Annotated in this window: 13 protein-coding genes; 11 read left to right on the forward strand and 2 right to left on the reverse strand. The window is 49.1% G+C overall.

Going from position 1 to position 15,995, the window contains the following annotated elements:
* Positions 1-82: 82 nt before the first annotated feature.
* The 8 genes from GCE9029_RS01745 to GCE9029_RS01780 all read left to right on the forward strand — a co-directional run bounded on the left by GCE9029_RS01745 (position 83) and on the right by GCE9029_RS01780 (position 11,953).
* A complete protein-coding gene (locus GCE9029_RS01745; protein WP_062660767.1) occupies positions 83-1,273 on the forward strand; it encodes a putative manganese transporter in 1,191 nt (396 codons plus the stop codon).
* Positions 1,274-1,709: 436 nt separating this feature from the next.
* On the forward strand, positions 1,710-3,017 hold the full coding sequence (locus GCE9029_RS01750) for a dicarboxylate/amino acid:cation symporter (protein WP_062663091.1): 1,308 nt from the start codon (positions 1,710-1,712) through the stop codon (positions 3,015-3,017).
* Between the two features lie 108 nt (positions 3,018-3,125).
* Entirely contained in the window at positions 3,126-4,679 is a 1,554-nt protein-coding gene (locus GCE9029_RS01755) for a cryptochrome/photolyase family protein (protein ID WP_062660768.1), read from the forward strand.
* A 207-nt stretch (positions 4,680-4,886) separates the two neighbouring features.
* Entirely contained in the window at positions 4,887-6,518 is a 1,632-nt protein-coding gene (locus GCE9029_RS01760; RefSeq protein WP_062660769.1) for a BCCT family transporter, read from the forward strand.
* A 441-nt stretch (positions 6,519-6,959) separates the two neighbouring features.
* Positions 6,960-8,594 carry a BCCT family transporter gene (locus GCE9029_RS01765; RefSeq protein ID WP_062660770.1) on the forward strand — a complete coding sequence of 545 codons (1,635 nt, stop codon included), beginning with the start codon at positions 6,960-6,962 and terminating at the stop codon, positions 8,592-8,594.
* 111 nt (positions 8,595-8,705) lie between these two features.
* Positions 8,706-10,589 carry a DUF294 nucleotidyltransferase-like domain-containing protein gene (locus GCE9029_RS01770; RefSeq protein WP_062660771.1) on the forward strand — a complete coding sequence of 628 codons (1,884 nt, stop codon included), beginning with the start codon at positions 8,706-8,708 and terminating at the stop codon, positions 10,587-10,589.
* Between the two features lie 9 nt (positions 10,590-10,598).
* Positions 10,599-11,336 (forward strand): 3'-5' exonuclease, encoded by a 738-nt coding sequence (locus GCE9029_RS01775; protein WP_062660772.1) that lies wholly within the window; start codon positions 10,599-10,601, stop codon positions 11,334-11,336.
* Positions 11,337-11,494: 158 nt separating this feature from the next.
* Entirely contained in the window at positions 11,495-11,953 is a 459-nt protein-coding gene (locus GCE9029_RS01780) for an FKBP-type peptidyl-prolyl cis-trans isomerase (protein WP_062660773.1), read from the forward strand.
* 58 nt (positions 11,954-12,011) lie between these two features.
* Here GCE9029_RS01780 and GCE9029_RS01785 read toward each other — a convergent pair whose 3' ends face one another.
* Positions 12,012-13,418, reverse strand: coding sequence for a hypothetical protein (locus GCE9029_RS01785; protein ID WP_063856837.1), 1,407 nt, complete (start codon positions 13,416-13,418; stop codon positions 12,012-12,014).
* 61 nt (positions 13,419-13,479) lie between these two features.
* On the opposite strand from GCE9029_RS01785, the gene GCE9029_RS01790 reads away from it, so the two are divergent.
* Positions 13,480-14,061 (forward strand): sugar O-acetyltransferase, encoded by a 582-nt coding sequence (locus GCE9029_RS01790; RefSeq protein WP_062660774.1) that lies wholly within the window; start codon positions 13,480-13,482, stop codon positions 14,059-14,061.
* Here the strand turns inward: GCE9029_RS01790 and GCE9029_RS01795 are convergent.
* Entirely contained in the window at positions 14,058-14,321 is a 264-nt protein-coding gene (locus GCE9029_RS01795; protein WP_002541050.1) for a YkgJ family cysteine cluster protein, read from the reverse strand. The genes GCE9029_RS01790 and GCE9029_RS01795 overlap by 4 nt on opposite strands.
* Before the next feature lie 217 nt (positions 14,322-14,538).
* Between GCE9029_RS01795 and GCE9029_RS01800 the strand changes: the two genes are divergently transcribed.
* Both GCE9029_RS01800 and dusC read left to right on the forward strand, forming a co-directional pair.
* The gene (locus GCE9029_RS01800) at positions 14,539-14,982 is read left to right on the forward strand and encodes a YcgN family cysteine cluster protein (protein ID WP_062660775.1); all 444 of its coding nucleotides are present in this window, start codon (positions 14,539-14,541) and stop codon (positions 14,980-14,982) included.
* Between the two features lie 5 nt (positions 14,983-14,987).
* Positions 14,988-15,962: a tRNA dihydrouridine(16) synthase DusC gene (dusC, locus tag GCE9029_RS01805; protein WP_062660776.1), complete on the forward strand. Its 975-nt coding sequence runs from the start codon at positions 14,988-14,990 to the stop codon at positions 15,960-15,962.
* The last annotated feature ends 33 nt before the right edge of the window (positions 15,963-15,995 follow it).

Genomic DNA, 15,995 nt, shown 5'->3' on the forward strand with positions numbered 1-15,995 from the left:
TTTCTCCCCCTCCCATAAACTGTTGCAATTCGTCACCTACGATCTATTATTGATAATAATTCTCATTATCAAAAGTAAAGCAATGACAGGATTACTTTCACGACTCTTCGCACCAGTATCAAAAGGGCATTTGTGGGCGATTAAAAAACGTCGTCTTTTGGCGCCTGTAATGTTACTTGCATTGGTCTTTGCTGAACCAACACGCGCAGTGACTATTTCTGTATTAGCTGATGCGTTTTGGCAGGTCGCTGCTTACGTCGCCGCGACATTGGCATTGTTCCACTATTTGACAGACAAGTTCGATCGTCAGGGTGCTTGGTTGTCGCGTTTAGCGAAGCGGAAAAACCTTCAGGTGGTGTTTTCAGCTGCAATGGGTGCTCTACCCGGATGTGGAGGGGCTATTGTTGTTATTACCCAGTTTGTGCGTGGTCACCTCAGTTTTGGCAGTGTTGTCGCTGTACTAACGGCCACCATGGGCGATGCGGCTTTTCTGCTTCTGGCAACGAGGCCGTCAGATGGCGTATTTATGATTGGTTTGGGTTTTGCTGTGGGTGTGGTTTCCGGACAAATCGTTGATGCGCTGCATCGTGATGGCTTCATGCGCCCTAAAAACCTCTCATCAAAATTACCTGCTTGTGCCAATCAATCAGACTGTCAAACGCATATCAGTGTGCAGGGCCGATTCTGGCAGTGGTTACTGATCCCCTCATTGGTGATGGCACTGCTTGGCTCAATGCAATTTGATACTGATACTTTGCTTCATTTACCTGCAGGGGCATCTGAATGGGCTGGAGCGGCACTGGCGATCATGACAGTGACATTCTGGGCATTGGCGCGGGAGGCGGAGAATTATGAGTCTTTGGTGGGAGAAGATCCCAAAGACAGTGCGTCCCATCTTTTCCAGCGTGTCGCTCAGGACACCAACTTTGTCACGGTCTGGGTGATTGCAGCCTTTCTGGTGTTCGAGCTTTGTGTGCTTTGGCTGGGGTTGGATCTCACGGAACTCTTTTCTGGTTGGGGAGCCCTGATTCCCTTGATGGGGGTTATAGTGGGTCTTCTTCCTGGATGTGGTCCCCAGATTTTGGTCACCAGCTTGTACATTAGTGGCGCAATACCCATTTCGGCGCAAATAGGAAATGCTATCTCCAATGATGGCGATGCACTTTTCCCGGCGATAGCCCTGGCGCCAAAAGCAGCCATTGTGGCAACTCTTTACTCCTCTGTACCCGCTTTAATCGCCGCCTATAGCTACTTCTGGCTGGTAGAAAGCTAATCCTTATTTGGGTATATACCTTCCACGGCGCTTTTCCGTTTCCAGGAGGAGCCTCGTGTTAGGTGTGCCTAACATTGTTAATAGGATTGATGACTTTTTGAACAGTCGCAGGCCATTGCGCTGCTTAAATACTGAACCAATAGTTGTTTATTTTGTTAATTAAATGTTTTTTGGATTGAAAATTTAGTCTCCAATGTGTGACGCGTCGCATAAAAGTGACTTGATGTTGTAAAAAGGGAATGTATTTAGTTGGGATTCCGCTGCTAATCTCGTCCGGCTTGATTGTGAAGAGCACGTTAACCAATCAGATTAAAGTTCGGTTCAATTGGTTCCGTAGAAACGATTCTAAGCCTTATGGCACTTCGTATTCTTCAGTTCAATATAAATCACCAGTTTAATCTCCTTGGCGTTATGTTTTGAAAAGGAGTTTTCAATGATGAATGCGGAAACTAACAAGATGTCTCTGACAACCCGTGTCCTACTTGGCATGGTGCTGGGTATTGTGACCGGTTTTGCTATTCGTTTTCTGTTTGGCGAAGAGGGTTTCGTCAACGAATACATCGTCAATGGCCTGTTTGATGTTGGTGGCCAAATCTTTGTAGCCAGTTTGAAGATGCTGGTTGTTCCATTGGTCTTTGTCTCGTTGGTGTGCGGTACCAGCGCACTGAAAGATATCGCGACTCTCGGCCGTTTGGGTGGCAAAACCCTGATGTTCTACTTGGGTACCACGGCATTGGCGATCACCTTGGCGATGAGCCTTGCGCTGTTGTTTGGTCCGGGTAAAGGTGCTGACCTTTCTGCTGCATCGTCTTTCCAAGCTTCTGAAGCCCCTTCTTTGGGCGATGTGATTGTGGGCATGTTTCCAACCAACCCTATCAGCTCAATGGCGGAAGGTAACACGCTGCAAATCATCATTTTTGCACTGTTGTTTGGTATTGCGATAAGTGCATCCGGCAAACCGGGCGAACGGGTCGCAGCATTCTTCCGCGATTTGAACGAAGTGATCCTGAAGCTGGTTGCGCTGCTGATGAACCTCGCACCATTCGGTGTGTTCTGTTTGATGGCGAAACTGTTTACGACATTGGGTTTGTCTGCGATTGTCAGTTTGGCGGAATACTTCTTCGTGTTGGCAGGTGGTTTGGTGCTGCATGCACTGGTGACCTACACCACGCTACTTAAGGTATTCAGCGGCCTGAGTCCGGTAACATTCTTGAAGAAGATGGAAGATGCCATCATGTTTGCGTTCTCTACCGCTTCTTCAAATGCGACCATTCCTGTGTCGATGGAAACCACTACCCGTCGTATGGGAGCAGATAACAAGATTGCTTCATTCACTATCCCACTGGGCGCGACCATTAATATGGACGGCACGGCGATGATGCAGGGTGTGGCGACAGTGTTTATCGCGCAGGCGTTCAACGTTGACCTGACGATGATGGATTACATGACGGTTATCCTGACGGCAACGCTGGCGTCCATCGGTACCGCGGGTGTACCAGGTGTAGGTCTGGTGATGCTGGCCATGGTATTGAACCAAGTGGGTCTGCCGCTGGAAGGTATTGCACTGATCATGGGTGTGGACCGTCTGTTGGATATGATTCGCACAGCGGTGAACATCACTGGTGACTGTGCGGTGACCTGTATCGTAGCGAAGAGCGAAGACGCGCTGGATGAGAAACGCTTCAATGACATGAAGGCGGCGGAAGAAGACGAGAAGATCGTATTCAGACCTCACGCACAGTAAATCTTCATCGGTTAAGAAAAACGCCAGCTTGTCTGGCGTTTTTTGATCTCTCGTCTTCCCATAACGTAATCCATACTGTTGAAAAATTGCAGAAATGGCAGCAGACCAATGACTCAAATCCATACCCTCAGACTCATTCTCAGCGACCAGCTCAATGCCAGCCATTCCTGGTATAGCGAACGTGATGATGGCGTGTTGTACTTGATGGCAGAGCTTCGTCAGGAAACAGATTATGTTCCCCATCATGTTCAGAAGATCTGTGCCTTTTTCGCTGCAATGGAAGGGTTTGCTCAGGCATTGGAAAAAGCGGGTCATCATGTGCTGCACATGACGCTGGACGAAACCCAATCCTTTGACTCGCTGGACGCACTGCTAAAAGCACTAATCGATAAACACAGTATCGCGCGTTTTGAATATCAGCTTCCGGATGAGTACCGCTTGCGCGAACAGCTTCGCCTATTTGGTGATTCTTTAGATATTGAGGCCTGTGCGGCAGGTTGCGAGCATTTTCTGGTACCTGATGATGCCTTGAACCAACATTTCACTACGGGGAAACACCACCTGATGGAGTCTTTTTACCGCAAAATGCGCAAGCAGTTTGACGTGATGATGGAAGATGACAAACCGGAAGGGGGAAAGTGGAATTACGACAAAGATAACCGGGCTAAACTGAGCACCTCCGAACTTGAATGCGTCCCTGAGCCATTAGTTTTTGCCAATGATGTTTCAGACATTCTCGAGCGTTTGGAGCGCCATGGTGTGAAAACCATTGGGGTTGCTAGCTCGCAACTTCTCTGGCCTGTCACACGCAGACAATCGCTGGAACTGCTCGATTATTTCTGTCAGTACCTGTTGCCAAAATTTGGCAGCTTTCAGGACGCCATGACATCCGATAGTCCACACCGTTGGAGTCTTTATCACTCCCGTCTTTCCTTTGCGCTAAACAGTAAAATGCTTCATCCCATGCAGGTCATTCACGCTGCTATTCGTGCCTATCGCCAGCCCGAATCCGGGATTAGCATTAATCAGATAGAGGGCTTTGTCAGACAAATCTTAGGCTGGCGCGAATTTGTCAGAGGGCTTTACTGGGTGAATATGCCGGACTATTCAACAATGAACGCATTGGGTGGCACGCGGAAGTTACCGGAATTCTTTTGGACGGGCGAGACCAAGATGCAATGCCTGAAACAGGCTATCCAGCAATCGCTCGATTACGGCTACGCGCATCACATCCAACGCTTGATGGTTACCGGTAACTTCACGCTCCTCACGGGCATTGCGCCGGAAGAAGTTGATGCCTGGTATCTGGGGATCTATGTCGATGCGATTGAATGGGTGGAACTGCCAAATGTCCGGGGAATGGCATTGTTTGCTGACGGCGGGCTATTTGCGACCAAGCCTTACAGTGCGAGCGGAAACTACATCAACAAGATGAGCGACTACTGCACCAGCTGCCATTATAAAGTGAAAGAAAAAGTGGGTGAGGGCGCCTGTCCTCTGAATAGCCTTTATTGGCATTTTATGGAGCGGCATCGTGCCCGAATTGCTGTGAATCCGCGTGCTGGTATGGTCTATCGTGGGTGGGACAGCAAATCTGATCAAGAGAGGGATTTGGTGCTTGAACAAGCTGAACACTATTTAAACGCTCTCGATAATCTATAACTGGTTAATTTATATTGATATTTAAATCTCAATAATTGGCTTGATGAATGATTGTGCCTGTGGGTATTTCATTGGGTGTTAATATCGAAAAAACATGCTGATACGACAAGTTATTTTTGTTTTACCTCACTCACGTAAACGGTGATAGTTTGCGTTTATTCAGGCAATTTGGCCTGGATGTTGTGAATGTAAAATGGAGTTGTCGTTGTGAGTGATAAAAGCCACGATGAATTAATGTCACCGGATGGTGCGGTGACGCCTATCGATACTGACTATCAAGTAGGTCAGGATAATATCGCCCTGAAAATCGGTCCGCTGGGTCTTGATATCCATAACCGCGTGTTTTTGGTTTCAGGCGGTATGATTGCACTGTTCGTGTTAGTCACTCTGCTGTTTCGTAACTCTGTTGGACCTCTGTTCAACGAAATGCGCAACACCCTCACTGCCCAGATGGACTGGTTTTTCATTGGCGCAGGTAACCTTTTCGTTATTCTCTGTCTGATCCTTATTTTCAGCCCATTGGGACGCGTGCGTCTGGGTGGTACTGAAGCGACGCCTGACTACACCTACGTGGGTTGGTTCTCCATGCTGTTTGCTGCGGGTATGGGTATCGGTCTGATGTTCTACGGCGTGTCTGAACCACTTTCACACTATGCATCTTCTTTTGGCGGTGTGGTTGAGGTAAACGGCGTCCGTACCGACTGGGCACCACTGGGTGGTGCAGTAGGTGACATGACCGCTGCAAAAGACCTGGGCATGGCTGCGACGATTTATCACTGGGGCCTACACCCATGGGCAATCTACGCTTTGCTGGCTTTGTCTCTGGCGTTGTTCTCATTCAACAAAGGTCTTCCGCTGACTATCCGCTCCGTGTTCTATCCCATCTTTGGTGAACGCATCTGGGGATGGCCGGGCCATATCATTGATATCACTGCGGTGGTGGCAACCTTATTTGGTTTGGCTACGTCACTGGGCTTTGGTGCGTCGCAGGCGGCTGCGGGTCTGGATTTCCTGTTCAACATTCCAAGCGGTATTACCACTCAGGTTATCCTGATCATCGGTATCACGGGTTTGGCACTGATGTCTGTCGTGGCGGGTTTGGATTCCGGTGTGAAGCGCCTGTCTGAGTTCAACATGGCGATGGCGACCTTGCTGATGGTGTTTGTGATTGTGGTGGGTCCAACCCTGTCAATCTTCACCAACCTCGGTACCAACATGGTGGCGTACTTTGAGAACCTGCCAGCACTGTCGAATCCATTTGGCCGTGAAGATGCTAACTATTCACAAGGCTGGACTGCGTTCTACTGGGCGTGGTGGATGTCTTGGTCACCATTCGTGGGTATGTTTATCGCACGAGTTTCGCGTGGTCGCACCGTTCGTGAATTCATCATCTGTGTACTGCTGATCCCAACCTCAGTATGTGTGCTTTGGATGACGGCATTTGGTACCACAGCGATTGAGCAGCTTCAGGATGGCTACCGCGCGGTGGTCGATGCGGATCTGCCGCTTCAACTGTTCAACATGTTGGATGGCCTGCCTCTGTCGAGCATTACCTCTCTGCTGGGTATCATTCTGGTTGTGGTGTTCTTTGTCACCTCTTCAGACTCAGGTTCACTGGTTATCGATACCATTTCTGCTGGCGGTAAGGTAGATGCGCCCGTTCCACAACGCATCTTCTGGTGTTCGTTTGTTGGTTTGGTGGCAATTTCGCTGTTGCTGGGTGGCGGCCTTGGTGCACTACAAGCAATGGTGGTGTCGACTGGCTTGCCATTCTGTATCGTACTGCTGATGTGTGCGTTCTCCCTGGTGAAGGGGTTGATGTCTGAGCCACGCAAGTAAGCTAAAAAATAAATCCGGGTTTGCGCCCGGATTTTTCTTTTTTTATGCAAAATCCCAAACACAAAACGTAATTGACACATTGGTCGAAACTGGATCCAGCGCGGCGCATTTGCGTAATTCCCCCACCTTATGCAGGGATAGAAATAGAGGGTTAGTGCGCGAATCCGATGTTTAGAGCTCAATGGTTATTTGCGTTGGCTGTCTGCCCGATTAACACGATATTGTGATTAATTATTGCGCAATTACAGCAATTAATTCGACTCATTTCTCACTATTGAAGCATTGAACACTAAGGATATGTTAGAGTGTTTAGGTCATTAGACCTTAAGTTAGTGAGCGTTCAATATGCCTGATAATAGAAAGCCTCGTTTTCTGTTATTTCACCCTGCATATTCAACGCCATTGACTGCTTAACTCGCTAAACGGATTAAGGAGTTTACTGTGAGCGATAAAAGTCATGAAGAGTTGATGAAACCGGATGGTGACGTCAACCCCATAGACACAGATTATCAGGTTGGGCAGGACAACATTGCCATGAAGATCGGGCCGTTGGGCCTGGATATTCACAACCGTGTTTTCCTGATCTCCGGCCTTGCGGTCGTTCTATTTGTCTTCGTTACCCTTGCCTTCCAAAAAGATGTCGCCCCAGTTTTTGGTGAGATTCGAAGCTGGTTGACGTCAAATCTGGATTGGTTCTTCCTGTCAGCAGGCGATATTTTCGTGATTGTCTGTTTGGTGCTTGTGGTCAGCCCTCTGGGTAAAGTGCGGTTGGGTGGTACAGAAGCAACACCGGATTACACCTATGCTGGTTGGTTCTCCATGCTATTTGCCGCCGGTATGGGCATTGGCCTGATGTTCTACGGTGTATCAGAGCCACTTTCACACTATGCATCTGCATTTGGCGGTACTTCGGTCGAAAATGGCGTGCGTACTGACTGGGCTCCGCTCGGAGCGGCAGCCGGTGATGCGGCAGCCGCGAAAGATTTGGCGATGGCGGCCACCATTTATCACTGGGGTCTCCATCCTTGGGCGATTTATGCGATTTTGGCATTAGGCTTGGCGCTATTCTCATTTAACAAAGGCTTGCCTCTAACCATGCGCTCTGTGTTCTATCCGTTGTTCGGTGAGCGCGTATGGGGTTGGGTTGGTCACGTGATTGATATCCTAGCCGTAGTGGCCACTCTGTTTGGTTTAGCAACTTCACTTGGCTTTGGTGCGTCTCAGGCTGCGGCAGGTCTTAATTTCCTGTTTGGTGTCCCACTGGGCACTACCACAGAAATTGTGCTCGTGATCTTTATTACCGGACTGGCGTTGGTGTCTGTCATGGCGGGTCTGGATGCAGGTGTGAAGCGCTTGTCTGAAATCAACATGATGCTGGCAATCGCACTGCTTCTTTTCGTGATTGTGATGGGCCCAACGCTGGCGATTGTCACTGGTTTCTTTGGCAATATCGCGTCATACGTTGAACACCTACCCGCGCTGGCGAATCCGTTTGGGCGGGAAGACGCTAACTTCTCGCAAGGTTGGACGGCATTCTACTGGGCATGGTGGATTTCATGGTCCCCATTCGTCGGTATGTTTATTGCGCGTGTTTCACGCGGTCGCTCGGTACGTGAATTTATCGTCTGCGTACTGCTGATCCCTTCACTGGCGTGTGTGCTTTGGATGACCGCATTCGGCGGAACTGCTATTAGCCAACTGGTGAACGATGGCTATACCGCAGTCACCGAAGCAGCGCTTCCGCTGCAGCTGTTCGCGATGCTGGATGCATTGCCATTGGCGTCGATTACATCATTTATCGGTATCGTTCTGGTGGTGGTTTTCTTTGTGACCTCATCAGATTCCGGTTCGCTGGTTATCGATACTATCGCTGCTGGTGGTAAGGTAGATGCACCTGTACCACAGCGAGTTTTCTGGTGTACGTTTGAAGGGTTGGTTGCCATTGTGCTTCTGCTGGGTGGCGGTCTCGTTGCCTTGCAGGCGATGGCGGTCTCAACCGGATTCCCGTTCACCATAGTATTGTTGGTTGCCTGTGTCTCGGTCATCAAAGGCTTGATGTCTGAACCGAGAAGCTAGGTGATTCAATAGCTAACTGAAACGGGGCAGACACTCAACGTCTGCCCCGTTTTGTCTGGTTTGTAGTTAGAGTGATTCGAATAAGAACGCTCACTGAGAGATTGAGAAGTAATGGAAGCGGAACAAATAGAAATCGCAGCGTTTCTCAAACAACATGCCCCGTTTGATGAACTGCCTGAAGAGGAAGTGGACGAAGTTGCCAAGCAGGTAGAAATCTCCTATTTCCGTGCAGATACCCAGATTTACGAATACGGCCAGCCGATTCAGGACCTGTGTATTGTCAGAAGTGGTGTGGTTGAAATTTATCGCCGTAAAGGGGAGCTATTCAACCGTTTGTCTGAAGGAGGAACCTTTGGGCAATGGGGTTTGATGATGAATCGCCGCGTTCGTTTTCCGGCCAAGGCGATAGAAGATAGTCTGGTCTATTTCATTCCCGATACGGTTTTTGATGATCTCAGTGAACGTTTCGAAGCTTTCTCTGATTTTATGGAAGTGGAAGACGGGACCCGTTTACGTCAGGCAGTGGAGAGCCATCGTGAGAGCAATGACCTCACCACCTCCAAAGTGACCAACTTGATTCTGCGCGACCCAGTCACTGTCGATTGTGAATCTTCCGTGCGTCATGCTGCGCAAATCATGACCGATGAAGGTGTTTCTTCACTGCTGGTGATGACCGTAGAAGAGGACGATGAAGGTGTTGATCAGGAGCGCATTGCGGGCATTATTACCGACCGCGATTTGCGTTCCCGCGTAGTTGCGCCGGGCCTGGCCTATGACACGCCGATCACCGAGATTCTGACTCCGCAAATTATTACGCTTGATCACAATGCCTATGTGTTCGAAGCCATGCTCACCATGCTTCGTAACAACCTGCATCACTTACCCATCATGAAGAACCAGAAGCCAGTGGGTGTGGTCGCGTTGTCGGATATCGTGCGTTACGAATCCCAAAGCAGCCTGGTTATCGTAAATAGTATCTTCCGTCAGCAAACAGTCGACGATCTGGCGGCTTTGTCCAAAGATGTGCCAGCCTGTTTCTCCCGCATGGTTTCAGAGGACGCCAACTCGCATATGATTGGTTCTGCGATGGCGGTGATAGGCAGGAGTTTCAAGCAGCGCCTTCTTGAACTGTATGAAGAAGAGTACGGCCCACCACCTGTGGGTTATTGTTTCCTTGCGCTAGGTTCTATGGCGCGCGACGAACAACTGATTGTCACCGATCAGGACAACGCGCTGATTCTGGATGACAAATACGACCCTGCGGAACATGAAGAATACTTCGTAAACTTGGCAAAGTTCGTGAGTGATGGCCTTGCGCAATGTGGTTACAGCTATTGTACCGGTAACATCATGGCGACCAACCCGGAGTGGCGTAAGACCCGTGCCGAGTGGGAAGAAACGTTCGCAGACTGGATTGATCAGCCAAACCCTCAGTCATTACTGAACAGCAATATCTTCTTCGATCTGGATGGCGTTTACGGCGCGACGAACTGGGCGGAAACGCTAAAGGCTTTCGTCTCTCGCCGTGCAAAACGAAACAACCGCTTCCTTGCATGCATGGCCCGCAATGCTCTGAACCGCACGCCACCACTAGGCTTCTTTAAAAGCTTTGTGATGGAGCAGGATGGTCGCCACAAGAACTCAATGAATCTGAAACGTCGTGGTACTGCGCCGTTGGCAGACCTGATCCGTGTTCACGCGTTGGCTGTGGGCTCACGCTCCCAGAACTCATTTGAACGTCTGGATGACATTATTGAAGCGGGCATTTTGCCAAAAGGGCGTGGTGAAGATATTCGCGATGCGATGGAATTCATTTCCATGGTTCGTATTCGCCATCAGGCCATTGATGTCGAGCAGGAGATTGAGCCGGATAACAATATTGAGCCGGAAAACCTGTCTGAATTTGAGCGCCGCAACCTCAAGGATGCATTCCAGATCATGAGTAACGCGCAGAAGTTCCTAAAGTATCGTTACCAGCCTAACCGCAGTAATTAGGGGAACGCTGTGTTAATTCTTGAACCTAAAAACGGTGCAAAAGATTTCAAGGCGGGTCCTGACTGGTCAACACTCAATGAGCGATTGAAGCAAAAAGCCAAGGTACCTCTGCTGAAGCGTTTTTATGAGGCGGGTGTAGTTAATGGAGAGACCCCGGTATCGGATGTGGAGTTCGTCGCACTGGATCTGGAAACCACAGGGTTGGATCCCAGCAAAAACGATATTGTCAGCATCGGTTTGGTGCCGTTTACACTTAACCGTATCCATTGCCGCGAAGCCAAACATTGGATTGTGAAACCGAGAAAACCGCTCGAAGATGACTCTGTGGTTTTCCATGGCATTACCCACTCAGACGTGAGTGATGCGCCGGACTTACGCCGCATTCTGGAAGAGGTATTAGCTTCTCTGGAAGGGAAGATTGTGGTGGTGCATTACCGCCGTATTGAACGCGACTTTATTGAAGCAGCAGTCAAAAGCCGGCTTGGTGAAACCTTGTTGTTTCCGGTGGTAGATACTCTGGAGATTGAATCCTGGTATTACCGCAAACCTTCCCAGAAATTCTGGTCATGTTTGCTGAAAAAACCGCTGACGTCTATCCGTCTTGCTGACAGTCGTCGACGTTACAACCTGCCTTTCTATCAAGGGCATAATGCGCTCACTGATGCCATAGCGACCGCCGAGTTGCTTCAGGCACAAATTGCGCATCGATTTGGCCGTGATTACCCCATCAAGGCGCTGTGGCGTTAAATCTCAGCGACTGAAATCAACGATATTGGCCTAAGTTCACGTTTTTAGGATTCAAAACGCTGCAACTGGGCCGATTTTTTTAGTGCATTGCACACTGTGTTACAGTCAAAGGGTGCGCTGTTATCAGCATAAATTCGCTGCCGACAAAGGATGGCAAGATGATTGAAGACAACAAAGTCGTAAAAATCGACTACACCGTAAAAGACGAAGAAGGACAGCTGATTGATACATCGGAAGGCAAAGATCCTTTAGCGTATCTGCACGGTGCAGGAAATATTATTCCTGGTCTGGAGAAAGCATTGGCAGGTCGTGCAGAGGGCGAAGAGTTTTCTGTTCAAATCCAACCAGATGATGCATATGGTCAGCGCAATGAAGCTTTGATTCAAGTGGTTGAGCGCGGCGTTTTCCAAGGTGTTGAACAACTGGATGTGGGCATGGTTTTCAACGCTCAGGGTCCACAGGGAAATATCCAGGTGACCATTATCGCCATTGAAGGCGACGAAGTGACTATTGACGGTAACCACCCATTGGCGGGTGTCGTACTCCAATTTGAAGGCGTTATCCGTGAAGTGCGTGATGCAACAGCCGAAGAAATCGAGCACGGCCACGTTCACTAATTACTGAAAAGTGAAGAGAAAAAGCGAGCTTAAGAGCTCGCTTTTTTGTTCGCGGAGTCTATTGCTCTAATAAGGTTTGAAGTAAGAAGGCATCATCAAAATGCCGTTCTCCAATAAAGGCGATCGCATGCTGGCCATACTGTCGCATCGCTCCGGGTGAACGCACACCGAAAGGCCATAGGAACCAGCGTTCGCCCCGTAGGCTTTCATTCAAAATGCCATACTCATCAAAAGGCGTGTGATTGTTTCCCTGACTGTCAGAGAGTACTAGTGTTTCACCGAGTGCCGCTGCTTGGAGCTCGATATCCGGCGCGATGTTATCGATAACATGAACTGCGTTTATCATGTGCTCTTCGGCCGTCAGGCTGATTTCAAAACGGCCCTCGTCCGTGTTGGGGAATAGATAGTTTTGGATTGGTTTTTCATCATTACGCTCTAAAAACCGAAGTGTTGGACTCAATGCATACACCATGTGATAACAGCCACACTGGTGAATGGAGTCCAGAATGAGCGGTTTGCCATCTTCCCCCAACGTAATACGGATGTTTACCGCATCAAACTCTCCAGCATAGGGGTCTAAAGCACTTTTGGCGGTTCTTGCGGGAAACCACAGAGCATAGTTGAGTTGTGGCAACACTTTCCCATGAAAACGCGTATAGGTGACTGCGCGATAGAGCACAGGCTTTTGGGTATCGATAAATACCCGACTTTCAAAAGCCAGCGTACCGGGAATATCGTCCACTGATAAGGTCTCTACCAAGAAGAACGGTGAAAAGCGATCCAGTAGCGCTGCAGACTCAGAGTCAGTCAGCAAAGGCCAATTTAAGGATGAGTATTTGCTCGCTTCTGATAGCAATTTGGCAACTTCACGCTGTGCCATAGGTGAGGGGGCTTCACCATAACGGAAAGGTTGTGTCAGCGTTCTACCAAAATCCGTCTTTATGCGCTCCTGCTCCTCTTCAATCTGCCCTTCTGCGACAAGACTGGCGACTGGATAAACACCCAATATGCGCTTCCAATGCTCGTAAGCTGTCGGAACGGCAGGAGGGTTTTTCTCTAGCTCACTCCAGAATTTCGGATTTTCAATGCTCTCCTCCACCAGTTGCTTCTGACACTGCATCATCAGATTATTCTCTGCGGCGCTGGTGGGAACGAGTGTCAATGCCGTCTCCAACTGGACTTTTCCTTTCTGTGCGACGTAAGCGAGCCACTGCCCCTTCGCAGGCGCATCACTTAGCTCATTGACAAAGGAAGTACTGAAACGGTTAAAAGCCAGATGGGGAAAGCGGCCATCCTGATGGTAAGGCAGTTTGAAATCACGTTCATGCTCTACTTTCTTGTAATAAGCAGAGAGGCGGCTTTCGCACACCGCTTCATTTTGGCTGAAAAGGCTAGGTTGGTGAGGCGTAATACACCCGACTAACAATGTTGCCAATAGTAAGAAAAAGAACCGAGATCTCAGCATTGTGCCCTATCTATAAGTTACTGTTCGGGGTGTATAACAGTGTCGGTACAAAGGATAATAAATGAAAACCGAGAAGCAAAAAATGCTAAGTGGTGAGCTTTATCGCGCGAGTGATGAAGAGCTGGTGGCAGACAAAATGCGTTGTCGCGAAGCGATGCGTCGCTTTAACCAAAGTGTGCCGGAAAGTGATGAATGGAAAACCGCCAAGCGCGATTTGTTACCGAATGCGCCTGAGTCTGTGTATATCGAGCCGCCATTTTTCTGCGATTATGGTATTCATGTGACCTTCGGTGAGAACGTCTTCATGAACTTCAACTGTACTATTTTAGATGTCGCCCCTGTCACTATCGGTAATCGTGTGATGATGGCAAATAACGTACAGTTATTAACAGCAACACATCCTTTGGATGTTCAGCGCCGTGTTTATGATTTGGTTGAGTACGGTTTGCCCATCACTATCGGTGACAATGCTTGGCTAGGTGGCGGTGTGATTGTGTTGCCAGGGGTAACGATTGGCAAGAACTGCGTCATTGGCGCGGGCAGTGTGGTGACAAAAGATATTCCAGACAACACGATTGCTGTCGGTAACCCGGCCAAAGTGGTGCGTGATCTGACTGCTGAAGAGATCGCCGAGCGAGGTTAAGTTAACGATTCCAACTCTGTGAGCACGTCAATCGCATATTGATTGGTGCTTCCACAAATATCCCGGTCAGCTTTGAATTGCCCACACACGGCAGGGCGCTCAGGCTGGCCGAAAATCTTACAAAGATTCTCTTCATTCAGTTGGATACAGCGAACTCCGGCAGGTTTGCCGTTTGGCATACCTGGAATAGGCGAAGAAATGCTCGGCGCGATGCAGCAAGCACCACAGCCTAAACGACAGCTTACAGCGGTATCAGTCATCTCTCAGCCTTAATGAACAGGTTATTTGGTTATAATCCAATCGTGGGCGCGCACAGTATCACTCACTCTGGGTAAACGCAAAGTGTTGATGGTAATCGCCCATAAGCCCTTGATTGACAGTCGCTGAACGCAAGGATTTCGGCTTGCGCTTGCAGTTTCTGCTCTGGGTGGTATAACGAGCGCCTTTATCAAGATTGACTGGCAGGAACGGGTAAGTATGACAACGCCTTTCTGGGAACAAAAAACACTGACTGAAATGACTGACGCAGAGTGGGAATCGCTGTGCGACGGTTGCGGTAAGTGCTGTCTTCATAAACTGATCGATGAAGACACAGAGGAGTTGTACTACACCAACATCGCTTGCAGCCTGCTGGATGATAAAACTTGTTCGTGTAAAGACTACCCGAACCGCTTTAGCTATGATGAAGACTGCCTGAAGCTTTCCCGCGAGAAGATTGAAGAGTTCTATTGGCTGCCGGATACCTGTGCTTACCGTTTGCTGGCAGAAGATAAACCACTTCCAGCCTGGCACCCACTCATTACCGGGTCAAAAGACGCCATGCATGCCGCGAACGAATCAGTACGCGAGAAAGTGGTCTATGAAATCGACGTGATTGACTGGGAAGACCACATCATCAATCATCCTAGCCGTCGAGGTTAACTCCTGTGAAGTTGACCCTTGGACCAATGGAGGGTGTGCTTGACCCTCTGATGCGTCAAATGCTGACAGAGATTAATCCTTACGATCTCTGCGTGACCGAATTTGTCCGTGTCGTTGACGCGAAACTGCCTCCCCGCGTCTACTACAAGCTAAGTCCTGAGCTGGAAAACGGCGGTAAAACGTCTTCCGGCACCCCCGTGCGCGTGCAACTGTTAGGTCAGTCTCCGCAATACATGGGTGAAAACGCCGCACTGGTGGCGGAACTTGGTTCATCTGGTGTTGATATTAACTTTGGATGCCCATCCAAGACGGTCAACGGCAACAAAGGTGGCGCGGCTCTTCTGAAAGAGCCTGAGCTGATGTATCAGGTGGTGAAAGCAGTGCGTGATGCTGTGCCTTCCGATCAAGTCGTGAGTGCCAAAGTGCGTCTGGGTTTTGACGATGTTTCAGCCTATCGCGAAATCGCGGATGCGGTGCAATCTGGCGGCGCGAATGAAATTGTTGTTCATGGCCGCAGCAAGGCAGATGCTTACAAGGCGGGGACTATTCGCTGGGATTTGATTGGCGATTTGGCAAAGAACTTGTCGATTCCAGTGATTGCCAATGGTGATATTTGGTGTCGAGATGACGCGCTAAAATGTGCGGAAGTGTCGGGTTGTGAAACCTTAATGGTTTGCCGTGGTGCGCTGAATATGCCAAACCTCGCGGCTCATGTTAAAACCGGTACCGCACCGATGTCTTGGCATCAAGTTTTGAACCTTTTAGTGCGCTATTCAGAATTTGAAATCCGTGGTGATAAGGGGATGTACTACCCGAACCGCGTAAAACAATGGTTCCGTTATCTGCAGGCGGAGTACCCAGAGGCGAAAGAGCTGTTTGTGCGCATTCGCCAGCTTAAAGACAAACAACAAATTCTGGGTGAAATCATCAATACGCTTAACAATGTCGAGCGTCAGACTCCTGTTGAGAGCTTTGCTTAGGCAAAAATCGATTTCAAAAAACATTAAGGCAGA

It is taken from the genome of Grimontia celer (genome assembly GCF_900055185.1).
GTDB classification, from domain to species: Bacteria; Pseudomonadota; Gammaproteobacteria; order Enterobacterales; family Vibrionaceae; genus Enterovibrio; species Enterovibrio celer.